Here is a 23,860-nt window from a genome sequence, read left to right as displayed (position 1 = left end):
GCGCCCCCGCGTCCCATTGCCGGTGTCGGATATTGCCGATCCCCCCCGACGCGTCATGCCGTTCCTCCTGCTCTCTGGTCGCTTCCTCGCCCTCACGCTGCTCGCGGGCCTCGCCGCCGCCGCGAGCGCGCAGGTCGACGCCCGACGTCCGCCCCTCTACCTCGTCGAGCACGAGGGAGCGAAGGTCTATCTGCTGGGCTCCGTCCACGTCCTGCCCGTCGGCGCGCTGCCGATGCCGGACCACATCGAGTCGATCTACACCGCGGCGGCCGTCGTGGGCTTCGAGGTCGACCTGTCGATGTCGGCGGACCTCTACCCGGAGTTGGTCTCCGCCGCCACCGACGAGGCGCTCATCGGCGACCTGCTGGACGACGAGCAGCGCGAGACGCTCCACGCCTCCCTTCGCGAGTTCGGCTACCCCGGCCCCAGCTTCGACGCCTTCGAGCCGTGGTTCGGGAGCATGAGCTACGGCATGCTGTCGCTCCAGGGCCAGGAGCAAGCCTTCGGACAGGGGGTCGACGAGTACTTCTTCGAGCGCGCTGGATTCGACGGCAAGGAGATCGTCGCGCTGGAGACGCTGGCCGACCAGATCGCGGCCTTCGACGACCTCCCGGACGCGAGCCAGGTGGAGTACCTGATGAGCCTCGTCGCGTCGGCGGATCAGGCGGGGCCGCAGTTCGACGAGTTGATCGACGCATGGGCCGCGGGCGATGATGCCCGTCTCACCGGCGTCCTGAGCGACGAGTTCGAGCAGCCCGACGTGTTCGAGTCGATCCTCATCGGCCGCAACCGGTCGTGGATCCCCACCATCGAGACGCTGCTCGCACGCAAGGGCGACGTCTCGCTCGTGATCTTCGGTGCAGGGCACCTGGTCGGACGCGACAACGTCGTGGACCTGCTCCGGCGGGCCGGGTACAAGCCGAGGCGGATGTAGTCAGGCCGGGGCGTCGAGCGGCGTCACGAGGTGGCCCGACGACTGCCCGAACATCGCGTCTCGGAGGCCGAAGGCGAGCGTCGGCAGGATGAGACCGGCCGAGCCGTTGGCCTCGATGGCCTCGGTCGCTTCGGCCACCAGCGTCGCCATCGCGCCCAGGTCCGCCTCGGGGAGCGCGGCTACGAACCGGTGCACGGCGTCGGCCTGATCCACGTTGACGAGCTGCGCCTCGGCACCGACGGCCTGCGCCAGCACGAGGTCCCGCACCCAGAGCGCGACGAGGTCCAGCCACGACTTGATGGCCTCCCGCCCGCCGGTGGACGCTTGCTGGATGACGGGCGCGACGAGCTCCGGGCGGCCCGTGTAGGCTTTGCGCACGAAGTCGAGCGCGAGGGCCCGCTTCTCCTTGACGCTCTCGCTGCTCCAGATTTCGAGGGCGCGGGTGAACGACCCGTCCGCCATGCGCGCCACGACGCCCGCGTCGCCGGGCGGCACGCCGGAGCGGGCCACCAGCGCCTCCTCGATGGCCTCGGCCGGGAGCGGGTCGAAGCGGACCCGCTGGCACCGCGAGAGGATCGTGGGGAGCACATTCTCGACCCGCTCTGCGGTCAGGATGAGCACCACGTCCGGCCCCGGCTCTTCGAGCAGCTTGAGCAGCGAGTTGGCCGCCTCGGTGCGCACGTGGTCCGCGTCGGTCATCACCCCGACGACGTAGCGCCCCTCGGCGGGCACGAACGTCATGTCGCGTCGGAGGAACTCGTTGGTCGGCCGCCGCCGGTGCTCGACCTGCTTCTTGCTCGGCCCGTCATCGCCGAGCGCGCCGCGCTGGCGGTAGTCGACGGGGGCGTAGGGCTCGAGCGCGAGTTGGGCGATGCGCTCGGGGTAGTCCGACGGCCGGTCGTCCTTGTCGGCCCCGCTGCTGACCTTCGGGAATGGCAGGTAGACGTGGAGATCCGGGTGAATGAGGCGCGCCGCCTTGGTGCAGGCGAGGCACGTCCCGCAGGCGTCGCCCTCCGGTCCGCCAGGGCGTCCGCGACGTTCGCACAGGAGCGCCTGCCCGAACGCGAGCGCCGCCGCCCGCGGCCCCGACCCGGCCGGGCCGTGGAACAGATACGTGTTGGCGACGCGGTCGTGCGCGAGCGCCTGCTGGAGCACGCCGACGGCGCGGCGCTGGCCGATGACCCGAGACCACATAGGACGCAGCAGAAAGAGTGAGGGGTGAAGGGTACGAGCCGCAGCAAACCGCCGACGCCTCTACGACGTCAGCGCCATCGAGACGGTGACCGAGTAGTCCTCGCCCCCTTGCGCCGCCCAGAACGCCCGACCGACGGTGTTGACCGCCAGCACTCCCGCCTGGAGGTGCGTCGCCCCCGCCGAGCGCCCCCACGTCCGGGCCTGGTCCAGCAGCGTGGCCGCGATGCCCTCCCCTCGCGCCTCGGGGGCGACGTAGAGGTCACTGACGTGCACGAGCAGGTGCTCGCGGTACAGCGGCGCAGGCTGGTAGAGGTGCGCTGTCAGCAGCCCGACCGGCTGGCTCGCGTCGATGGCGAGCCAGACGCGGCTGCCGTCCGACCTCGTCCAGTCGCGGAAGTCGGTCGACCATCGCGCCTCAGCGTCGTCGGCGAGCCGGTAGCGCGGGTCCCGCGCTTCGTGCTCCCGGTGGAGCGCCGACCACAGGGGGAGCGCCACCGGGAGGTCCGACGACCGAGCCTCGCGGACGAGCACGCTCACGCGGCGTCGGCGCGGCGACCGAGGCGGCCCTCCGCGTGCAGCAGCTCCGCGTTCAGGATGGCGCCGCCCGCGGCCCCGCGGACCGTGTTGTGGCTCAGCACCACAAACTTGACCCCCAGCACCGGGCAGTCCTGGATCCGCCCGACGGTCACCGTCATGCCGCCGCCGAGGTGGACGTGGGTGCGGGGCTGCGGCGCCGTCGGGTCGTCGGTGACGAGGAGGGGCGTCGCTGGGGCAGTCGGCAGGCCGCGACCGGCGAGCGGGCTCTCCCACGAGCGGAGCGCGTCCGCCACGTCGGCCGCCGAGGGGCTGCCTACAAGGCGCACCGAGACCGCCTCCATGTGGCCGTCCATGACCGGCACGCGGTTGCACTGCGCCGAGACGACCGCTTCCGCCTCGACCACCTCACCCGTACTGCCGAGCGTGCCGAGCAGCTTGCGGGTCTCGGTGGTCAGCTTGTCCTCTTCCCCACCGATGTACGGCACCACGTTGCCCAGCGCGTCGAGCGACGCCACACCGGGGTAGCCGGCACCGCTGAGTGCCTGCATCGTCACGACGTGCGCGGCCTCGACGCCGAATGCATCGTGGAGCGGCTTGAGCGCCATCACGAGCCCGACCGTCGAGCAGTTGGGGTTGGTCACGATGAAGCCGCCCGACGGCTGGCCGTCGGCGCCGCGCCAGTCCTGGCGGTCGATGAGTGCGATGTGGTCCGCGTTGACCTCGGGGATGAGGAGCGGGACCGTCGGGTCCATGCGGTAGTTGCGCGCGTTCGAGACGACGGCGTAGCCGCGCCGCGCCCAGTCCGCCTCGACCTCGCCCGCGACCGACGCGTCGAGGCCGGAGAAGGCGAGGTCGGCGTCGGGGGCCGCATCGATGCCCTCCACGACGAGGTCCCCGATGCGGTCGTCCAGCGGCTCCGACTGGATCCAGTGGGCCGCCTCGCGGTACGGCTTGCCCGCCGAGCGCTCCGAGGCGACCAGCGAGACGATCTCGAAGAGCGGATGGCCGCTCAGCAGGCGGACGAAGGTCTGGCCGACGGCGCCGGTGGCGCCCAGGATGGCAACGCGAAGCATGGGATGGCAGGGAGCAGGTGTCGCAGGACGGACGGGTGCGTGGCGTACCCGATGCCCCGACGCTAACCCTTCGCGCCCGCTGCCCGTGTGGAGAAACCGGCGATACCCACGCGCGCCATCGAACCCGCGCGTCCCGGCCCGCTAGTTTGCCTCCTCGCCACCCGTCCCCCGCATGGCCCATCTCATAGACGGAAAGGCCGTCGCCGCCGCTGTTCGCGCCGAGGTCGCCGAGGGCGCCGCGGCGTTCTCCGAGGCACACGGTCGCGCACCCGCCCTCCGCGTCGTGCTCCTGGGCGACAACCCGGCGAGCCAGTCGTACGTCCGCGCCAAGGCGCGGGCGGCAGGCGAGGCGGGCATCGACGCCGAGACGCTCCTCCACCCCGCCGACACGCCCGAGGCAGACCTGCTCGCGCTCATCGCGGCCCTGAACGCCGACGATGGCGTGGACGGGATCCTCGTCCAGCTCCCTCTCCCCGACCACATCGACGAGGCGGCGGTCATCCGCGCCATCGACCCAGGCAAGGACGTGGACGGCTTCCACCCCGAGAACGTCGGCAAGCTGTCGCTCGGCGAACCGACGCTGGAGCCCTGCACGCCGGCGGGCATCGTGGAGATGCTCCGCCGAACGAACGTACCCACCTCGGGCGCCCACGCGGTCGTGCTGGGCCGGAGCAACATCGTCGGCAAGCCGATGGCGAGCCTGCTGCTGCGGCGCGGGCTCGACGCGACCGTGACCGTCTGCCACAGCCGCACCCACGACCTCGCGTCGATCACCCGCCAAGCCGACATCCTGGTCGCGGCCATCGGGCGGGCCGAGTTCGTCACGGCGGACATGGTGAAGCCGGGAGCGACGGTCATCGACGTGGGCATCAACCGCGTCGAGGACGCGACGCGGGAGCGGGGCTACCGGCTCGTGGGGGACGTGGACTTCGAGGCCGTCGCGGAGGTCGCGGGCGCCATCACCCCGGTCCCCGGAGGCGTCGGCCCGATGACGATCGCGATGCTGCTGGCCAACACCCTGGAGGCTGCCACCCGCCGGGCGACCGCGTGATGCAGTCCGCCTTCGACTCGCTGGCTGCCGACTCGCTCGCGGTGGCGGACTCCCTCGCGCTCGCCGACTCCCTCCGAGCCGACTCGGCGGTGGTCGACACGTCGGGCGGGATCGGGGGGTTGTCGCAGGACGTGGGCGTGGCGGCGGAGGCCCTGGGCAGCGGGCGCTTCGAGGACGCGGCCAGCATCCTGGCGGCGTCGCTGAAGGCGTTCGCGTTCGACAACCTGCTCCCGGCGGCGATCACTGCCGTCGCCTTCTGGATCGCCCTGCGCATCCTCCTGGGCGTGCTGCGGCGCGCGCTGGGACGGTCCAAGCGAATCGACGCGGGGGTCCAGCAACTCATCCTGCGCTTCTCCCGGTTCGTGATCGTCGCGCTGGCCGTCGTGGCGGTGCTGGACAAGATCGGGATCGCCGTCGCGCCGTTCATCGCGGGCCTCGGCATCGCGGGCATCGCACTCGGCTTCGCGGCACAGGACACCGTCCAAAACCTGATCGCGGGCATCACGATCCTGCTCGACCGCCCCTTCCACGTGGGCGACAACATCGAGCTGCACGACACCTTCGGGACGGTCGAGGAGATCACCCTGCGAACGACCCGGATCCGCACGCTCGACAACCAGATGGCCATCCTGCCGAACGCGAACGTGATCTCGGATCGGATCATCAACCACTCGATGCTGCGCGCGCTGCGCGTGCTGGTGCCGTTCGGGATCGCCTACAAGGAGAGCCCCGAGGCCGCCCGCCAGGTCGTGCTGGCGCTCACCGAGGGCGACCAACGCCTCCACCCGGACTACGCACCCGCCGTCGTCGTCACCGAGTTGGCCGACTCGTCGGTCAACATGGAACTGCGGCTCCACCTGAAGGACTCGAAGCTGGAGGTCTCGCTCAGACTGGAGTATCAGGAGAAGGTGTTCGAGGCGCTCAAGGCGGCGGGCATCGAGATCCCGTTCCCCCACCTGCAGCTCTTCGTCGACGAGGCGAAGGCGTTCCAGGGCTCGCGCCTGCTCGGGCCGGGCCCCGAGGCGGACGCGGGCGGGTGACCGCCGTTCGGGGCGTCTCCGGTATCCTCGGCTGACGTCCCTCCTGCCCGGTATGCGCTGCACGCTCCTCGTCCTGCTGATCGCCACCGCCTCCGCCGCGACCGCCCAGGTCAACACCGAGCGGATGCGCCGCCTGCTCACCGACGACGCCGTGATCGCGTCGGTCGACGCCGCGGCCTCGTTCGCGACCGGCAACACCGACTTCCTGCAGGTCGGCCTCGGCGGCCGCCTGGACGTGCGGGTGGGCGAGAACACGGCGTTCCTGGTCGGCCGGTTCGACCTCGCCCAAACCGACGAGCGCGCGTTCGTGGACCAGTCGTTCGCGCACCTCCGCCACAACCGGATGCTGGCGCCCCGTCTCATCGCCGAGTCGTTCGTCCAGATCCAGCGCAACCGCCAGGAGGCGCTCGACCGGCGGACGCTGCTCGGGGCCGGGCTGCGCTACGAGATCGTCCAGCGCGACTCCGTCGGCCTCGCGTTTGGCGTCACACCGATGTTCGAGTACGAGGTGCTGGACGAGGCGCTCGGCGGGAGCCAGGACGCTGTCGGGCGGGTCAGCACGTACGTCGCTGGCCGCGCCACCCTGCCCAACGGGACGGCGTTCACGCTGGTCTCGTACGTCCAGCCGCGTGCGCGCGACCTCGGCGACCTCCGGGTGCTGACGCAAGCCTCGCTGGATGTCGGGCTGACGCGCTACCTGAAGCTGCGCGTCCGCACGGACCTCCGGTACGACAGCCGTCCGCCCGAGGGGATCGAGACCATCGACCTGCGACTGGAGAACGGCGTCGTGATCGTAATTCCAGGGAGCTGAGAAGTGCTTTCCAGACAGGAGATCCCCTCGTCCTCCTTCCCTTCCGCTCGCTTCTCCCGACGGCGAGGTCAGGATTCTCCGGGGACTGCCCGAGGCGGACCGCACAGCAGGGCTTTCAGGAAACTCTGAAAGTTCGGCCGGGTTGAGCGAGCCACAAACGATCACGTCCCCCATGACTGACCTCTCAGATCGCGTCGCCCTCGTCACCGGCGCCTCTACCGGCATCGGCCGCGCCATCGCGGTGGAGTTCGCGCGTCGCGGTGCGACTGTCGCCATCAACTACCCTTTCGAGCGCGAGCGGGCGAACGCCGAAGAAACGCGCCGCCTCGTCCACCAGGCCGCCCGGCAGTACGCCGCCGCTCACGGGGCCGCTGCGGAGGCCGCCCACAGTGTCGCCCTGGCCAACCAGGAGGACACCTGCATGCTCGTGCGCGCCGACGTCTCCCGGGAGTCCGAGGTCGAGGGCATGTTCGCCTCAGTCACGAAGGCGTTCGGGCGGGTCGACCTGCTGGTCAATAACGCGGGCATCCAGATCGAGGAGCCTGCCAGCCACGAAACGACCGCCGAGCACTTCGACGCCGTGCTGGGTGTCAACCTGCGGGGCGCGTTCCTGTGCGCGCGCGAAGCTATCAAGGGGTTCCTGGACCTGCCCGAGCGCGAGGGCGGAAGCCGCGGCGTGATCGTCAACCTGTCCAGCGTCCACGAGCAGATTCCGCGGCCGAAGTACCTCAGCTACGCCGTCTCGAAGTTCGGCATGAAGGGCCTCACGCAGACGCTGGCGCTGGAGTACGCCGCCCGCGGCATCCGCGTCAACAGCCTCGCGCCGGGCGCCACACGGACGCCCATCCAGAGTTGGCTCACCGACAAGGAGGCTACGGAGGTGGTCGAGGACCACATTCCCATGGGCCGCATCGCCGAGCCCGAGGAGATGGCCCACATCGCCGCCTTCCTCGCGTCCGACGACGCCTCCTACGTCACCGGCCAGACGCTCATCGCCGACGGCGGGCTGACCCTCTACGGCGACTTCCAGGACCCCTGGAGCGGGTGATGCGGGGTTGACGAGCGGGGAACGACGAGCGAGCAACCGGTCGCGGGACCCGCGTCGCGTCGCCCGCCATTTCCCTGCTCCTCATTCCCCATCCTCTTGACCTACGACCTTTGCATCATCGGCGCGGGCGTCGGCGGCGGCGCGCTCGCGCACGCCCTGGCCCCGACCGGCAAGCGCATCCTCCTCCTCAACCGCCTCGGCTCGCTCCCGCGAGAGGCGGAGAACTGGGACCCAAAGAAGCTCTTCACCGAGGACCGGTACAAGGCCGACGAGCGCTGGACCGACGATGCCACCGGCGACCTCTTCCGGCCGGGCATGTACTACTGGCTCGGCGGCAACACGAAGGTCTACGGCTCGGCGCTGCTCCGCAACCGCCCCGAGGACTTCGAGGCACTCCAGACGCTCGACGGTCTCTCCCCGGCCTGGCCCATCTCATATGCGGATCTGGCGCCCTTCTATGACCAGGCCGAGGCGGTCTACCACGTGCACGGCAACCGCGGGGCGGATCCGTTCGAGCCCCCCGCCGACGGCCCGTTCCCGCACGCTCCGATCCCGCACGACGCGCGCATCGCGGAAGTCGCTGAGGGGCTCCGCCGCCAGGGCGTCAACGCGTTCGACCTGCCGATGGGGGTTCGCTACAGCCATGAGACCCCCGGTGCCGGGCCATTCATCCTCCGCGAGACGTTCGACGCCATGGGCCGCGCCGCCTTCGACGGCTTCCCGGACCTCCTCCACCTCAAGGCCGACGCCGAGACCGCGACCGTCCTTCCGGCCACCGCCCACGACAACGTCGACCTCGTGACCGGCGCGGACGTGACACGGATCGTGACCGACGCCTCGGGGCGAACCGTCACGCACGTCGAGGCCGTCGTGGACGGCGAGCCGGTGACGTTCCACGCAGACGTGTTCGCGCTCTGTGCCGGGGCGGTCAACTCGGCCGCGCTGCTCCTGCGGTCCGCCTCGGACGCCCACCCGGACGGACTGGCGAACCGCTCCGGAGCCGTCGGGCGCCACTTCATGCGGCATGTCACCTCCAAGTTTTACACCATCGCCAGCGGCACCCCCAACCCGACGCGCTTCCAGAAGACGCTCGCCGTCAATGACTTCTACTTCGGCGTTCCCGGCGATCCCGAGTGGGAGAACGTGCCGCTCGGCCACATCCACCTGATGGGCAAGCACGCGGGCTGGCAGATCCTTCAGGACCTGCCGCACGGTGCGTTGACACCGGAGGAGGCCGACCAGATCGCCGCGCACTCGGTCGACTGGTGGGTGCAATCCGAGGACCTCCCCCTGGCCGACAACCGCATCACGCTCGGGCCGGAGGGCGGCATCCGGGTGCGCTACACCGAGACCAACCGCCGGGCGCAGGAGCACCTGATGGACCGTCTGGAGCACGCCCTTCGCCGCATCGGCTTCGACCGGTTCCTCCGCGTCCCGATGCCCCTGGCGGTGGTCAACCACCAGTGCGGGACGTGCCGGATGGGCACGGCCCCGTCCGACAGCGTTGTCGACCCGGTGGGCAGAGCCCACGACCTCACCAACCTGTACATCGCAGACGCGAGTGTCTTCCCGTCCTCGGCAGCGACGAACCCGACGCTCACCATCGCCGCGAATGCGTTTCGCGTCGGAGAGCACCTCGACACAGAGGTGTGGACATAGGGGCAACTCCAAACTGTCACGCAGCGGCAGAGAATATCGGCTGATCCCACGACATGAGATCGGGCAGGCAGGGCTAGGTTCACATCGGCTTCATGTCGATGCTCACACACCACACCCTCATGTCCGACAACCCGATCTCCCGTCTCCTCCGCGTCGCCACGCGCCGTCGGAAGGCGAGCCCACCCGCTGCCGCCGACGACGGCCGGCGGCAGTTTTTCCGGCGCGCCGGCATGGGCACACTGGGCGCGCTCAGCGCGGGCCTGCTGACACCCGACGAGGCCTGGGCAGGCATCGAAGAACGCGCCAGCCGCTTCGGCATCGTCCCCGGCACCGTGGTCGACGCTCAGGGCCGACCGGTAGCGAACCCGTCGACGTCAGAGCCCTACCTCGGGGAGATCATGATGTTCGGCGGCAACTTCGCCGTCCGCGGGTTCATGAAGTGTGACGGGCAGTTGCTGCCGATCAACCAGAACCAGTCGCTGTACTCGCTCCTCGGCACCACGTACGGGGGAGACGGCCGGACCACGTTCGCCCTGCCCGACCTGCGGGGCCGCGCTCCGGTCGGGATGGGCACAGGGGCAGGCCTCCAGCCGCAGCCCCTGGGCGCGAGATCGGGCCAGGAGACGGTCACGCTGACGCAGCAGAACCTGCCGTCCCACACGCACCCGCTCCCTGTGCTCAACGCGCCGGGCGACCAGCGAACCCCCAGTGGCAACATCCTGGCGGGCGACGCGACCAACGATACGATCTACGCCGCCGCCTCCCGGGCGAACGCCCAGCTCGCGCCGACCCAGGCGTCCGGAGGCGGGCAGCCGATCAACGTCCTCGACCCGTCCCTGGTGATCTCCATTCAGGTCGCGATCCAGGGTCTGTTCCCGTCGCGCACCTAGGCCTACTCCGACCCCACGGCGCGGTCGACGCGCCGGTCTCGGATCTCTCGGCACACGCTGGCCCCCTCGGGCCCCTCCCTCTCGAAGCACATGTCTGACCACCCGCTTTCCCGTCTCCTCGACTCCGCACGCCGCCACCTGCTCGGCCGCGGCGCGACGCCCATTCCCGGCGCCGACACCGGCCGCCGAGGCTTCTTTCGCCGCGCCGGGGTCGTCACCGCCGGTGCGGTCGGCACCGGCCTCATGATCCCGGACGACGCGTGGGCCGGCATCGAGGAGCGCGCTACACAGTTCGGGATCGTCCCCGGCACCGTCGTCGATGCCCAGGGTCGACCGGCCCCCGACGGGGTGGGCGCGGACACCTACCTCGGGGAGATCATGCTGTTCTGTGGCAACTTCACCGTCCGAGGCTACACCCCGTGCAACGGAGCCTTGCTTCCGATCTCAGCCAACACGGCGCTGTTCTCGATCATCGGCACCATCTATGGCGGGGACGGCCGGACCACGTTTGCCGTCCCGGACCTGCAGGGGCGCGAGGCGGTCAGTTACGGGAGCGGCCCCGGCCTCCAGCCCGTGCGCGAGGGCATGAAGGGTGGGCAGGAGCAGACCACGCTCACCGTCGCCACCATGCCTCAGCACAACCACGGGCTGCCGGTCAAGAACGCGCCGGGCGACCAGCGGACGCCAGCGGGCAACATCCTCGCGGGCGACGCCACCAGCGACACCATCTACGCCGCTGCCAGCCGGGCCAACGCGCAGCTGGCGCCGACCGCCGCGACCGGCGGCGGAATCCCCTTCTCGCATCGGCGTCCCTCCCTCGCGCTCAACTTCCAGATCGCCACTGTGGGCGTCTACCCCTCGCGGAGCTAGTGGACGCACGTCCGGGTCGGGCGCGCGTGTACGCGCCCTTCTCCGACATCGCGCACCTCGCCGATCCCGGCACTGCCGGATCCCCGCACACTCCCTCCGCTCGCAGGGCCCGATGGCCCTCCAACCCGTGATCTCATGTCTGACAATCGTCTCTCTCGCCTCGTCGACGCCGCCAAGCGCACGCTCCTCGACCGAGGGGCTCGCCCCGTCGCCGACAGCGGCCGTCGTCGTTTTTTCCGCCGCGCCGGCGCCGTCGCCATCGGCACCGGCCTCCTGATGCCCGAGGTGGCCCGAGCCGCCACCCGGGACATCGCCCCCGGTACCGTCGTCGATGCCGCCGGGCGACCGATCCGCAACCCGCAGGGCAACCAGCCCTACGTGGGCGAGATCATGCTCTTCGGTGGCAACTTCGCCGTCCGCCAGTGGGCCAACTGCGACGGCCAGTTGCTCGCAGTGGCCTCGAACGACGCCCTGTTCTCCATCCTCGGAACGACGTACGGAGGCGACGGCCGAACCACGTTCGGGGTCCCCGACCTGCGGGGCCGCACTCCGGTCAACGCTGGGGCCGGGCCCGGACTTCAGCCTGTGGCGATGGGTCAGAAGTACGGCGCGGAGACCCTCACGCTCACGTCCGCCACCATGCCCTCGCACGCACACACCCTGCCCGTGCTCAACGCGCCGGGCGACCAGCGGACGCCCTCGGGCAACATCCTGGCGGGCGACGCCACCAACGACACGATCTATGCCCCGACCTCGGCAGCCAACGGCTCCCTCGCGCCGACCTCCGGCACGGGCGGAAACATGAGCTTCAACATCCGGAGCCCCTTCCTCTCGCTGAGCTACCAGATCGCGCTGTACGGCATCTATCCGTCTCGTAGCTGACCCTCAGACCGGTCAGCCAACCGGCCTCGGCTGCCTCGCGGCCGGGGCCGGTGTGCGTTCGGGGTCCCGCGCGAACCCCGGCGTGCTTCGGACATTCACGAGGCCCCTTCTCACCTCGTGATGGATCCGCACCTGTTCGTCCTCTTCGGCGCCACCGGCGACCTCGCCGCGGTCAAGCTCTTCCCCGCGCTCTACCACGTCACGACGCGCGAAGGCGCTCCAGAGCCGACCATCCTCGGCGTCGGCCGGTCGGACTGGGATGACGCCCGCCTCCAGGCCGCCGCCGTCTCGTCACTGACCGAGGGTGGGGTCGACGAGAGCGACGCCCGCGCCTGGGCCGAGGCCGCGCTCCGGTATGCCCGCGTGACCGCCTACGACGACCTCGCGCCCGTCTTCGACGCCGCCGCCGCACTGGAGGAGGAGCGGGACCTGGAGGGCGAGCGCGTCTACTACCTGGCCCTGCCTCCGTCTGCCTTTCCGGGCACCATCGCCTCCCTCGGCGAGCACGAGGCTGAGCGCGGGACTGTCGGCGACCACGTGGCGGAGGATGCCCCGTGGGTGCGTCTGGTCATCGAGAAGCCGTTCGGCCACGACCTGGCCAGCGCGCGGGAGTTGAATGCGATCGTCCATGAGCACTTCCCCGAGGACGTCGTCTATCGGATCGACCACTACCTGGGGAAAGAGACCGTCCAGAACCTGCTCGTCTTCCGGTTCGCGAACGCCTTTTTCGAGTCCGCCTGGACGCGCCAGGACGTGGAGCGTGTCGAGATCACCGTCGCCGAGACCAACGATGCCGCCGGGCGCGCGGGCTACTTCGACGGCGTGGGCACGCTGCGCGACATGATCCAGAACCACCTCACGCAACTCTTCGCGCTGACGGCGATGGACCCACCGGCCCGGCTGGACGCGGAGGGCATCCGCAGCGAGAAGATCAAGGTGCTCCGCTCCACCCGCACCGCCCGCCCCGACGCCGTCATCCTGGGACAGTACGCCTCCGGCCCCGACGATCCGGAAGGCTACGCCGACCACGAGGGCGTCGCCGAGGGCTCACGGACCGAGACCTTTGCCACCGTCCGTCTCCAGCTCGACAACTGGCGCTGGCAGGGGGTCCCCTTCATCCTCCGCACCGGCAAGCGGATGCCCGCGCGCGTCTCCGAGATCGCGGTCGTGTTCCGGCGCCCGCCGGTGACGCTCTTCCAGACGTCGGGCGGCTGCGACCCGACGCCCAACGTACTCCGCCTCCGTCTCCAGCCCGACGAAGGCTTCCGCCTCTCCTTCGACGTCAAGACGCCCGGCAACGGGTTCGGTGTGAGCACCCAGGAACTGTCGTTCGACTACGAGGACCGATTCGGTGCCTTCCCGGACGCGTATGAGACGCTCCTCGCCGACATCGTCCGCGGCGACGCGACGCTGTTCGTCCACGGCGACGAGGCTGAGGAAGCGTGGCGCGTGTATTCGGAGATCCTCGACAACGACGCCATCGAGGTCCACCCGTACCCGTCCCGCACCTGGGGCCCCGATGCCACAGAGACGCTCATCCAGGCGCCGCCGACCGAAGAGGTGGCGGCGTCCGACGACACCTGCTGACCCCCCTCTCCTCCCATTCGCATGTCTGCCGAGATCATCGTTCTCCCCAGCAAACAGGCCGTCGCCGAGGCGCTGGCCGACCGGACGGCGACCGCCCTTCGCGCGGCGCTGACGGAGAAAAAGCGCGTGACGCTGTGCCTCACGGGCGGCTCCACGCCGGTCACCGCCTACGCCCGCCTCGCCGAGGCCGAGGGCATCGACTGGGGCCGCGTGCACCTGTTCTGGGGCGACGAGCGGTGCGTCCCGCCGGACCACCCAGAGAGCAACTTCGCTATGGCGAACCGGACGCTCATCCGCCCGGCCAGCATCCCGAAGACGAACGTCCACAAGATGCCCGGCGACTGCCCACCGCCGGAGGGATCGGTCGTCTACGAACAGGCCCTGGAGCAGTTTTTCGGCGCCGACCTCCGGTTCGACGTGCTCCACCTCGGGATGGGCGAGGACGGACACACGGCGTCGCTCTTCCCCGGCACCGACGCGCTCGGCGAGACCGACCGGCGCGTGACGGTCGGTCATGCGCCCGCGTCGGCTGCAGTCCGTGACCGGCTCACGCTGACGTTCCCCGCGCTCGCTAAAGCGGACCTCTGCCTCGTGGCCGCCGCCGGCGCGGGCAAGCGCGGCGCCTTCACCGAGGTGCTCGACGCGTACGACGGGGAGGCCGTCGGCCCTCCCATCGCGCGGGTCGAGGTGGACGGGACGATGGTCTGGCTGGTCGACCGCGAACTCGCGTCCGGCCTCGCAGACGACGACGAAGGTTAGATCTGCGGGTCTGCCGGGTCTATGGGGGCGAACTCCCCTGGCCCCGATGACTGACCTGCTGGTCCACGAACCCCTCGTCGCCGAACCGCTCGACCGCATCGCCCGGATCCCCGAGGCCGCCATCCAGGACGCCTGGGTGCGCGGCCTCTTCGACGCGAGCCGGTTGCAGACGACGGACGGCCAACCGGTGCGGCTCGTCGACGCCGGGCGGCTCAACCGGGACTCCGGCCCCGATGTCTCGGATGCGCGTGTCGAGATCGGGGGGCTTCTGTGGGCGGGGGACATCGAGATCCACACGTCCAGCTCGGCGTGGGAGACGCACCGCCACCACCTCGACTCGGCCTACGACCGGGTCGTGCTGCACGTCGTGCTGACGGCGGACCGGCGGACCGGAACGCTCCGACGGGCCGACGGATCGGAGTTGCCGGAGTTGGTGCTCCTCCCCCACCTCGACCGGTCGCTCCGGGCGCTGCTGCGTGCGTTTCATCTGGACGCGGCCACGACGCCCCAGTGCGGTTCGCGGTGGCGTGAGGTGGACCCGAAGCTCGCCGGGGACTGGATCCGACACCTGGGCACGGAACGGCTCCGGCACCGCGCGCAGGAAGTCGGGCGGGCGTACGGGCAGCGCCCCGACCTCGACCGTCTCTTGGTCAGGCGCATGTTCCGAGCGCTCGGCTATGAGGCGAACGCGGATGCGTTCGAGACGCTCGCGGAGCGCGTCTCTCTCACCGCCGTGCGCGCCCTCGACGGCCGTGCCATCCAGGACCGGTTGCTGGCCGCCTCCGGCCTGGAGCGCACGGACCTCTTCGATCCGGCGACCTCCACCGAGCCCCCCATGCGGTCCGACGCCTGGCGCCGGGGCGGGCGCCCGGCCAACGCGCCCCGGCGGCGCATCGCACAGGCCGCGGCGTGGCTGGCGCCCGCGGGCCCCCTCCGCCTCGACGCGGTCGCCACCCTGGCCGAGGCAGCCCGAGCGGGTCTCGACCCCGTTCTGACCTTGCTGAGACCGGCTCCCCCGGACGGCAGCGCTCCGATGGGACGCACGCGCGCCGTGCGCGTCCTGGCCGACGCTGTCCTGCCGGTGCTCTTGCTCGATGCCGAGCAACGCGAGGATCCCGGCGCAGAGGGAGCGGTCCTCGACCTGTACCGATCCATTCCCACCTCCGAGGACCACGTCACGCGGGCGTTCGCCGAAGCGGGGTTCCGACCCCGCTCTGCGGTCGAGGCGCAGGGGGTCCAGCAGCTCGCCCGGTCCTACTGCCAGGAGGGGCGCTGCGCTCGCTGCGCCATCGGACGCGCACTCTATCCAGCGCTCGATCGCATGTAGAGCGGCTTCGGGTGTAGAATCGTGGGAGAGCCTTGCGGTGCCGCAACCGAACGGCCCCGCACCGGTAGGAACTTTCAACCACGACTGAAAACGCCGCGTGTCCCCTGCCGTCGCCTCCCCGCCGTCCCTCTCCGACGCCGCTCCGCTGAGCCTCAAGGCGATTCAGGGTCCCGTCGCACCGGACCTGACCACCTTTCGGCAGCACTTTCGGGAGGCGATGCGGTCGCGGGTCCGCCTCCTGGACACGATCGTTCAGTACCTCCTCAAGCGGAAGGGCAAGCAGATCCGCCCGACGCTGGTGCTCCTCTCGGCCGAACTCTGCGGCGGCATCACCGAGCGGAGCTACCGCGGCGCGACGCTGGTCGAGTTGCTCCACACGGCGACGCTCGTCCACGACGACGTGATCGACGAGGCAGAGACCCGGCGCGGCGTCGCGTCCATCAACGCGCTCTGGAAGAACAAAGTGGGCGTGCTCCTGGGCGACTACCTGCTCTCCCGCGGCCTCCTGCTCGCCCTGGACGCCCGCGACTACGATCTGCTTCACATCACCTCCGACGCCGTCCGCCGGATGTCCGAGGGCGAACTGCTCCAGCTGGAGACAGCGCGCAAGCTGGACATGACCGAGGAGCGCTACTTCCAGATCATCGCCGACAAGACCGGCTCGCTCATCGCTGCCTGCATGGCGGCCGGGGCTGCGTCTGCGGGGGCCGACGAGGAGACCGTCGCCCGCGCGAAAGCCATCGGCGAGACCATCGGCCTCGCGTTCCAGATCCGTGACGACCTGTTCGACTACGACCCGAGCGCAACGGCGGGCAAGCCGGTCGGCCTGGACCTCCAGGACCGCAAGATGACCCTCCCGCTCATCCTGGCGCTGGAGCGTGCCGACGACCCCACCCGGAAGCGGATCCGCCGGATCGTGCGCAAGCGGAAGAAGAGCCGCGCGGAGGTCGACGAAGTCGTGACGTTCGTGACCACCTCGGGGGGACTGGCAGAAGCCCGGGCCCGCATGGTCACCCTCGCCACGGACGCCGCCGACGCCCTGGGCGCGTTCCCCGTCTCGGACGCCCGCGATGCGCTCGTCGGCCTCTGCGCCTACGTCGTCGCCCGGAAGGCATAGGCTCGCTCCTGATTCGCGGCGACTGCGCCCGATTCTGTGCGCACGGTACGCACCGGGGGCACTAGACTCCGGTTTCTCTCCGCGCCATGACCGTCCACCTCCTGGGCACCGGCTCCGCACACGCTGGCCCCGACCGAACCACCACGATGCTCGCCGTGGAATACGAGGCACACGTGGTCCTCGTCGACTGCGGGGGGGACGCGGTGCAGCGGATGCTGGCCTGCGGCCTCGACCCGCTGGCGGTGGACACGATCATTTTGACGCACGAGCACCCGGATCACATTTCCGGATACCCGCTTCTGATCGAGAAGCTGTGGCTGATGGGGCGGCGCGAAGCGCTAAACATCTACGGACCCGCCCCGACGCTGGAAAAGGCACGGGCCGTGTTCGCCATATTCGATACCCTCCACTGGCAGGGCCTCCCCGAGCGCCGCTTCCACCCGGTGGTCATGGAGCCGGGCGCTCCCGTCGTCCGCCTGGGCGGACTGACCATCTCGGCTGCACCGGTGGACCACCCCGTGCCGACCATCGGGCTCCGGTTTACGACCGAGGCGGGCACGCTCGTCTACTCGTGCGACACCGCACACAGCGAGGCGGTGGTGGCGCTCGCCATGGGCGCCGACGTGCTGATCCATGAGGGCACCGGCTCACTCTCTGGGGTTCACAGCTCCCCAGCAGAGGCCGCCGACGTGGCCGCCCGCGCGGGGGTCGGGCGGTTGGTCCTCGTCCACGCCCCCGTCGGCGCGTCGGACGAGGATCTGACAGACGCGCGGGCCATCTTCGACGAGACCACCTGGGGCCAGGACGGAGGCCAGGTCTCGGTCGGCCAGTAGGGCTCCGCTCCGACGTCTGTCGACAGAGCGAGGTCGAATCATCGTATCACGGTGATCGATCGCGTCTGCGCGAAGCCCTCGGAGGGGGGCATTCGTAGCAGGTAGGTCCCGCTGGGGAGTCCGTCGGACACGAAGGTCGCCTGGTGGCGTCCCGCCTCTACGGGCGCGTCCACGAGGCTGGCGACTTCGCGGCCGAGGGCGTCGTATACGGCCACACGGACGGTTGCAGCCTTGAGCGCCTCAAACCGGACAGTCGCGATCTGGCTCTGTGGCGCCAACGGGCGCGCCGTCGCACGTCGTGGCGGCGTTGGCTGGACTACCGATGGCGCCCCCCAGATGTAGGGGAGCGCGCTCCGACCGTCAGCGTCACCGAGGTCGGCGAGAGGGACGCGCTGAATCCGGGGCGGTCGGTGGCCACGGTGAGGTCTGCCGTCGCGGCCGCGCTGGCTCTCGCCGTCGACGTGAGAGCGCTCGATGTGCGGGTGGCCGAGCCCGGCGTCGCGCTGGTCACATCGACGCGTACCACGCACGTAGACGAGGCGCCGATGCCTCCTCCCGAGTAGATCAGCATGGAGCTTCCTTCGGGAGCATCGACCACCGGTGTCGCGCCGTCCCGCCGCCCGTGCACGTGCTCGACGCGTTGGCAGGAGATGCGATCACAACGTCTCGCGGGCGCAGCCTCTGAAGAAGCCGCGCCCGCGAGAAGAACCGGCGAGTCGTCGCTACCGGACGAGCGTGACCCGGCCCGTCGTCACCTCCCCGTCGATGCTTAGGCGCCAGATGTAGACGCCAACGGGCCGCGCCGAGGCATCGAAGACCACCTCTTCCAGGCCTGCCGGACGCGAGCCGCTCTCCAGCACCGCCACGAGCCGACCCTGAAGGTCGAACACGCGAAGGTCGACCTGGGCCGCCTCGGGCAGCCCGTAGCGGATCACGGTCCGCCCGAGGAACGGGTTCGGCCCTGCGCCCGGCTCGATGGCAGCGAGGTCCTCCGCAGAGAGCGACGCAGCGGCGGGCGCGGCGACGGCCGCCGCCGGCACGTCGGCGTCCGCCGTGGTGGCGTCCGAGGCGTCCGCCAGCATGCCAGCGGGCGTCAGGGTGAACTCGACCACGTCCGTATCCACGAGGCGGCTCGTGTTGACCGTCACCGCGTCCAGCGTCAGCCGGTACAAGCCGTCCGGCGCCGACGCCGAGAGGTTGATGCCGCGGATCAGCTGAGCGGGCCCGATGGTCGCACCGGGCTGAACGGAGACGCGACGCCCCTCGCTGGGGATGGTCTGCCCGTCCGGGGTCAGGAGGCGGCCCGAGACCTGGACGCGAATCGGGTTCGCCGTCGTGTTGGTCAGCGTGCCCTGCATCACGACCTGGCCCCCGCGCTCCGCCGTCAGCGACACCACCTCGATGTTGACGTCGGGCTGGGTCACGGGCGTGCAGGTCGGGTCGCTGATCCCAGGCTCACTCGGGTCATCCGTTCCTACGACGGGGAAGTCGCCCGTGAAGGTGCCCTGGTTGCAGAGGACCGCGACCGACTCCGGGATGCCGCCGACCACGGCAGTGTTGAAGGTGATCTTCACCGTGCCCGAGGCGGGCGTGAGCGTGCCCAGGTCGACGGACACGCTCGTGTCGCCGGGGTCGTTACCCGAGGTCACCACGCCGACGTTGGTGCTCACCGACCCCACGCGCAGCGCCGTGTAGGGACTCAGGACGTCGTCGAAGACGACGCCGGAGAGCGTCCGGCCGTCCTCCACCGACGCCTCGATGGTGTAGCGGATGGTCTCTCCCTCATCGGCCGTGCGCGGATTGTCGCGGTCGAAGAGGGCGAACGCCTTCGTCGCCAGCAGCGCGGGCTGCTCGACCGTAAGGGTAGCCGACGCCGGACCGCTGTTGCCGAGGGAGGAGGTCAGGTCACTCGTCGTGTTGACGAGGGCGCCGACCTCCGTGCCCGTCACGTCCACCGAGATCGTGCACGAGGCGCTCGCGGCCACCGTCCCTCCGCTGTACGACAGCGTCGAGGCACCGTCGATGGCGACCAGCGTCCCGTCCGTGCAGGTCGCAGCGGCATTGCCAGGCGTCGCGATCACCATCCCCGACGGGAGGGCGTCCGTGAACGTGAGATCGGTCGCCGCGACGGGCGCAGCCGCGTTGTCGATGACCAGCGTGAGTGTGCTCCGCCCCCCCAGCGCCACCGTCTCCGGAGCGAAGGCCTTCGTGAAGGTCGGTGGCGCAGCCGAGACCGTCAGCGTCGCCGACGCCGTGCCGCTGGTCCCGAGCGAGGAGGTCAGCTCCCCGGTCGTGTTGACCAGGTCTCCCGGCGTCGCGCTCGTGACGTCCACGGCCACCGTGCAGGACGCGCCCGCCGCAACGGTACCTCCGGTGTACGTGAGCGTCGAGGCCCCATCGGCCGCGGTCAGCGTGCCCCCGGTGCAGGTCGTCGTCGCGTTGGACGGCGTAGCGACGGTCATCCCAGCAGGGAGGTTGTCGGTCACGTCGAGGTCACTGGCCGCCTCGGTGGCGACAGCGTTGTCGATGCTGAGCGTGAGCGTGCTCACCCCGCCCGCGAGGATCTCCTCGGGGGAGAATGCTTTCGCGAAGGCCGGCGGGGGCGAGGCAACCGCGAGCGTCGCCGCGGCCGGTCCGCTGTTCCCGAGTGAAGACGTGAGATCCCCCGACGTATTGAGGAACGTCCCCGGTGTCGTGCTGATCACGTCAACCGTGACCTCGCACGCCGTTCCCGCAGCGACGGTACCACCCGTGTAGGTGAGGGCCGACGCGCCATCGGCCGCCGTCAGCGTCCCACCCGTGCAGGTGGTGGATGCGTTGGAAGGCGTCGCGATCACGAGCCCCGCAGGGAAATCGTCGGCGAAGGCGAGATCGGTCGCCGCGGCCACCTCGGCGGTGTTGTCGATGGTGAAGGTGAGCGTGCTGCCCTCGCCGAAGAGGACCGCGTCCGGGGCGAACGCCTTCGCGAACGTCGGCGGCACGAACACCTGCAGGGCGTCGGTGGCCGCCGGGAGCGTCACGTCGGCCACGCCGACCCGCGCGGTGAGCGCACTGGTCTCGTTGACATATACACCGGGCGAGGCGGCACCGGGGAGCACGACGGTCACGGTAAACGAGCAACTCTCCCCCGGTGCCAGCGTGCCGTCGCTGAGCGACAGCACTGACGTACCCGTGAGTTGAGAGCCGGTGCCACAGACATCCGTCTGAGGCGTCCCCGAGGCGACGGCCCCGGTGAGGAAGGCATCGAGGTCGTCCGAGAACGCGAGCCGCTGGTAGGTGTCCGCCGTGCTGCCGTTCATGAGCGTGAACGTCAGGTCGGTCGAGCCTCCCGCTGCCACACCGTCCTCGGCGAACGTCTTGGCGAACATCAGCTCTGCCACGCGCAGGTCGGCGCTCGCCGGGCCACTGTTGCCCAGGGACGAGGTGAGGTCGCCCGTCGTCACGGTGTAGAGGTCGGAAGCGGTGCCGGTGATGTCGAGCGAAATCGTGCAGGAGGCGCCGCCCGCGACCGAGCCGCCCGTGTACGACACCGAGGTGCCTCCGTCCGCCGCCGTCAGCGTCCCGCCGGCGCAGGAGGTCGAGGCGCTGGAGGGCGTGGCGACCACCACGTTGGTCGGCAGCGCTGTGGCCACGGCCAGATCAGCCGCCTCGGCGAGCGAAGCGGCGTTGTCGATGGTGAGGGTGAGGGTGCTCGTGCCGTTCGTGGCGATCACCGTCGGGTCAAAGGCCGCCGTGAAGAGCGGCGGCACATTCTCCGTTACCGTGAGCACGTCCGTGGCTGCAGGGATGGCGCGGCTCGTGCCACCCTCCTGGAAGGTCAGTGCGCTCGTCACGTTCGTGTAGTCGCCGCTGGCCGCGTTCGCCGGGACCAGGACGGTCGCCGAGATCTGGCACGACTCGCCCGGGGCGAGTGCCCCCCCGGTCACGATGAAGAACGACGAGCCGGAGACGATGGACTGGGACCCCGGGCCACACACGTCGGCCTCCCCCGCCGACGTGATCGTCATGCCGGTGATCACGCTGCTGAAGTTGTCCGTGAAGGTGATCGCCGTCGCGTTCGCCGTGGCGCTGACGTTCGCGATGTCGAAGGTCACGTCGAGTGCAGTCCCGGGATTGACGGGGTCGCCGACGAACGTGGTCGAGAACGTCAGCGACGACACGGTGAGGTCGGCCGAGGCCGCCACTCCGGTCACGGCCTGTCCGGAGACCGTCGCCGTAAGCGGGCTCGTCGTGAGCGTCGTCGTCCCAGATGCCGCCGAGCCGTCGACGGCGAGGGTCACGTCGAACGTGCAGTCCTCGGCAGGCAGCAGAGACCCGCCCGAGAACGTCAGGAAGGTGTCGCCCGCGCTTCCGCTCAGCGTGCCGCCGCACCCCATGATGGGGAGGCCCGTCGCGCTGAGGCCTGGCAAAGCGGCGAGATCGAGCGTGAACCCGAGTTCGCTCGCGCCGAAGGTGTCCTCATCGCTCTGGTTGATGGCGATGGTCAGGTCGACGGTCCCGCCGGGTTGCACCGCCTCAGGAGGCAACGACACCGACAGCGCGGGCGGCGAGAACACCTGGAAGGTGGCCGTCGCGCCGGGGGCCGTTACGGCCGCACCGCCCAACTGCCCCTGAAGCGGTCCCGAGGTGGTCACATACTCCCCGGTCGGCGTCCCAGCGGCCAACCGAACCCCCACGTCGAACGTGCACGACGCGCCGGGATCGACCGCCCCACCCGAGAAGCTGAAGGTCGAGATGCCTCCGACCGACTGGACGAAGAACACGGACCCTGGCCCACAGGACCCATTGGCGGGCAGGGATTCGATGACTGCTCCCCCGATGTCCCCCGACAACGGATCGTCCATGCGCAGGTCGGTCAGCCCATTCCCCGTGTCGGTGTCGGTGTTGGTGATCGTGTAGGCGACCGTGACCAGCTCCCCTCCTGAAGCCGGGTCCGGGGTGATGCTTTTGGCGAACGTGGGCACGAACGCCACGAACAGGTCGTCCGATGCGGGCGCACCCGTCACCACCGAGCCCCCCACGGTCGCGGTGATCGGACCCGTGGCAGCCGGGTACGTCCCGGGGGACGCACCCGCGGGGATCTGAAGGGAGACATCGAAGGAACACGAGGCTTCAGGAGCCAGGACGCCATCGCTCAAGACGAGGGTCGAGGTCCCGGATACGGTTCCGCCACACGCTGGAGTCGGGGTGCCGGTCGCTGCCAGGCCCAGCAGCGCCGCGTCGAGGTCGTCCTCGAAGGCGATGGCCGTGGCCTGATCGAGTCGGCTCAGGTTGGTGACCCGGTAGCGCGCGGTGACGGTGCCGCCCGGAGCCGCCGGGTCGTCTACGAACGTCTTCGACAGTTGGAGCCCACCGCCCGTCACCCCCAGTGTGGCTCCCGCCAGTCCGTTGCTCAGGATCACGAAGGTCTGATTGCGGGCCGAGAGGTCGCCCGACACCGAGCCGAGTTGCCCGATCACGCCGCCGATCACGTCAACCGACACCGTGCAGGTGGCTCCGGCAGAGAGGAAGACGACCCCGATTGGATTGGACAGGACCACCTGGCTGCTACCCGGCGAGGCGGCCACCTGAGCCGTCTCGCAGGTGGTCGACGCGTTCGCCGGGTCGGCGACGGTGATTCCCTCCGGCAGCATGTCCGTCACGGAGAGGGAGTTGAACGAGTTGCCCGAGGCGCTGGCGTCGAGCACGTACGTGAGCCTGCTGCGCCCGCCAAACGGCACCGAGGCCGGCGCGAAGCTCTTCGTGAAGCCGATCCGGTTCGCGTCGACTGTCAGCGTCGCGGACGCTGGCTGGCTATCCCCCACGCTCGATGAAAGCACGGCCGAGGTCTCATACACAGCGGGCGTCGACGCCGTCGCGTTGACGGTGACGGTGCAGGAGGCGCCCGCAGGGAGCGATGCACCCGAGAAGCTCACGACCGAGCTGCCTTCGGTGGCGGTCAGGACGACGGCTCCGCCCTGCTCCGCCGGACAGGTCGTGGTCGCCTGTGCGGGCGACGCCACCATGAGTCCTGCGCCCACCCCCTCTTGACCGGCGAAGGAGTCCGTGAACGCCAGGCCATCGATCCGCACGGGCTCCGGGTTGGTGAGAAAATAGGTGAGCGTCGTCTGGCTGCCTGGGCCAATGGCGTTCGGAGCGAACGAGCGACTGAAGGTGGGCTGGGCCTGAGCCGATGCCGCCGTGAGCAGGAAGGCCAGGAGTACAGAAAGTCGCATGAGCCGTATCAACCGAAGTGGGGGTGGCTCGCA

At 70.3% G+C, this 23,860-nt stretch carries 19 protein-coding genes; 15 read left to right on the top strand and 4 right to left on the bottom strand.

Annotation, left to right across the window (positions count from 1 at the left end; genetic code table 11):
• Positions 1 to 55: 55 nt before the first annotated feature.
• Positions 56 to 934 carry a TraB/GumN family protein gene (locus tag B1759_RS11290; RefSeq protein ID WP_095515181.1) on the top strand — a complete coding sequence of 293 codons (879 nt, stop codon included), beginning with the start codon at positions 56 to 58 and terminating at the stop codon, positions 932 to 934.
• On the opposite strand, the gene B1759_RS11285 is transcribed toward B1759_RS11290, so the two are convergent.
• From B1759_RS11285 to asd, 3 genes are read right to left on the bottom strand one after another with little or no spacing between them, the layout of a single operon-like run.
• Positions 935 to 2,128: an ATP-binding protein gene (locus B1759_RS11285; RefSeq protein WP_095515180.1), complete on the bottom strand. Its 1,194-nt coding sequence runs from the start codon at positions 2,126 to 2,128 to the stop codon at positions 935 to 937.
• A 60-nt stretch (positions 2,129 to 2,188) separates the two neighbouring features.
• On the bottom strand, positions 2,189 to 2,665 hold the full coding sequence (locus tag B1759_RS11280; RefSeq protein WP_095515179.1) for a GNAT family N-acetyltransferase: 477 nt from the start codon (positions 2,663 to 2,665) through the stop codon (positions 2,189 to 2,191).
• Complete coding sequence (gene asd / locus B1759_RS11275) at positions 2,662 to 3,738, bottom strand: aspartate-semialdehyde dehydrogenase (RefSeq protein ID WP_095515178.1); 1,077 nt, start codon at positions 3,736 to 3,738, stop codon at positions 2,662 to 2,664. The genes B1759_RS11280 and asd overlap by 4 nt, the downstream gene beginning before the upstream one ends.
• A 172-nt stretch (positions 3,739 to 3,910) precedes the next feature.
• On the opposite strand from asd, the gene folD reads away from it, so the two are divergent.
• The 14 genes from folD to B1759_RS11205 all read left to right on the top strand — a co-directional run bounded on the left by folD (position 3,911) and on the right by B1759_RS11205 (position 18,175).
• Complete coding sequence (folD, locus tag B1759_RS11270) at positions 3,911 to 4,789, top strand: bifunctional methylenetetrahydrofolate dehydrogenase/methenyltetrahydrofolate cyclohydrolase FolD (RefSeq protein WP_095515177.1); 879 nt, start codon at positions 3,911 to 3,913, stop codon at positions 4,787 to 4,789.
• Positions 4,789 to 5,829 (top strand): mechanosensitive ion channel family protein, encoded by a 1,041-nt coding sequence (locus B1759_RS11265; RefSeq protein ID WP_095515176.1) that lies wholly within the window; start codon positions 4,789 to 4,791, stop codon positions 5,827 to 5,829. The genes folD and B1759_RS11265 overlap by 1 nt, the downstream gene beginning before the upstream one ends.
• A 52-nt stretch (positions 5,830 to 5,881) precedes the next feature.
• On the top strand, positions 5,882 to 6,640 hold the full coding sequence (locus B1759_RS11260; RefSeq protein ID WP_095515175.1) for a DUF481 domain-containing protein: 759 nt from the start codon (positions 5,882 to 5,884) through the stop codon (positions 6,638 to 6,640).
• 172 nt (positions 6,641 to 6,812) lie between these two features.
• Positions 6,813 to 7,688 carry an SDR family oxidoreductase gene (locus tag B1759_RS11255; RefSeq protein ID WP_095515174.1) on the top strand — a complete coding sequence of 292 codons (876 nt, stop codon included), beginning with the start codon at positions 6,813 to 6,815 and terminating at the stop codon, positions 7,686 to 7,688.
• A gap of 96 nt (positions 7,689 to 7,784) precedes the next feature.
• On the top strand, positions 7,785 to 9,347 hold the full coding sequence (locus tag B1759_RS11250; RefSeq protein WP_198948831.1) for a GMC oxidoreductase: 1,563 nt from the start codon (positions 7,785 to 7,787) through the stop codon (positions 9,345 to 9,347).
• A gap of 119 nt (positions 9,348 to 9,466) precedes the next feature.
• Positions 9,467 to 10,237 (top strand): phage tail protein, encoded by a 771-nt coding sequence (locus B1759_RS19995; protein WP_198948830.1) that lies wholly within the window; start codon positions 9,467 to 9,469, stop codon positions 10,235 to 10,237.
• Positions 10,238 to 10,327: 90 nt separating this feature from the next.
• On the top strand, positions 10,328 to 11,107 hold the full coding sequence (locus B1759_RS11240; protein ID WP_198948829.1) for a phage tail protein: 780 nt from the start codon (positions 10,328 to 10,330) through the stop codon (positions 11,105 to 11,107).
• A gap of 135 nt (positions 11,108 to 11,242) precedes the next feature.
• Positions 11,243 to 11,989, top strand: a complete 747-nt coding sequence (locus B1759_RS11235; RefSeq protein WP_198948828.1) for a phage tail protein — start codon at positions 11,243 to 11,245, stop codon at positions 11,987 to 11,989.
• A 120-nt stretch (positions 11,990 to 12,109) separates the two neighbouring features.
• On the top strand, positions 12,110 to 13,576 hold the full coding sequence (gene zwf, locus B1759_RS11230) for a glucose-6-phosphate dehydrogenase (RefSeq protein WP_095515172.1): 1,467 nt from the start codon (positions 12,110 to 12,112) through the stop codon (positions 13,574 to 13,576).
• Positions 13,577 to 13,597: 21 nt separating this feature from the next.
• Positions 13,598 to 14,335, top strand: coding sequence for a 6-phosphogluconolactonase (pgl, locus tag B1759_RS11225; RefSeq protein ID WP_095515171.1), 738 nt, complete (start codon positions 13,598 to 13,600; stop codon positions 14,333 to 14,335).
• Between the two features lie 46 nt (positions 14,336 to 14,381).
• Positions 14,382 to 15,662 carry a DUF2851 family protein gene (locus B1759_RS11220; RefSeq protein WP_095515170.1) on the top strand — a complete coding sequence of 427 codons (1,281 nt, stop codon included), beginning with the start codon at positions 14,382 to 14,384 and terminating at the stop codon, positions 15,660 to 15,662.
• Positions 15,663 to 15,759: 97 nt separating this feature from the next.
• Complete coding sequence (locus tag B1759_RS11215) at positions 15,760 to 16,779, top strand: polyprenyl synthetase family protein (protein ID WP_198948827.1); 1,020 nt, start codon at positions 15,760 to 15,762, stop codon at positions 16,777 to 16,779.
• A gap of 86 nt (positions 16,780 to 16,865) precedes the next feature.
• Positions 16,866 to 17,612 (top strand): MBL fold metallo-hydrolase, encoded by a 747-nt coding sequence (locus B1759_RS11210; protein WP_095515169.1) that lies wholly within the window; start codon positions 16,866 to 16,868, stop codon positions 17,610 to 17,612.
• 143 nt (positions 17,613 to 17,755) lie between these two features.
• Complete coding sequence (locus B1759_RS11205; RefSeq protein ID WP_095515168.1) at positions 17,756 to 18,175, top strand: hypothetical protein; 420 nt, start codon at positions 17,756 to 17,758, stop codon at positions 18,173 to 18,175.
• 159 nt (positions 18,176 to 18,334) lie between these two features.
• Here B1759_RS11205 and B1759_RS11200 read toward each other — a convergent pair whose 3' ends face one another.
• Positions 18,335 to 23,827: a T9SS type A sorting domain-containing protein gene (locus B1759_RS11200; protein WP_095515167.1), complete on the bottom strand. Its 5,493-nt coding sequence runs from the start codon at positions 23,825 to 23,827 to the stop codon at positions 18,335 to 18,337.
• Between the last annotated feature and the right edge of the window lie 33 nt (positions 23,828 to 23,860).

It is taken from the genome of Rubrivirga sp. SAORIC476 (genome assembly GCF_002283555.1).
Lineage (GTDB): Bacteria > Bacteroidota > Rhodothermia > Rhodothermales > Rubricoccaceae > Rubrivirga.
This window is presented reverse-complemented; position numbering and strand designations above follow the sequence as displayed.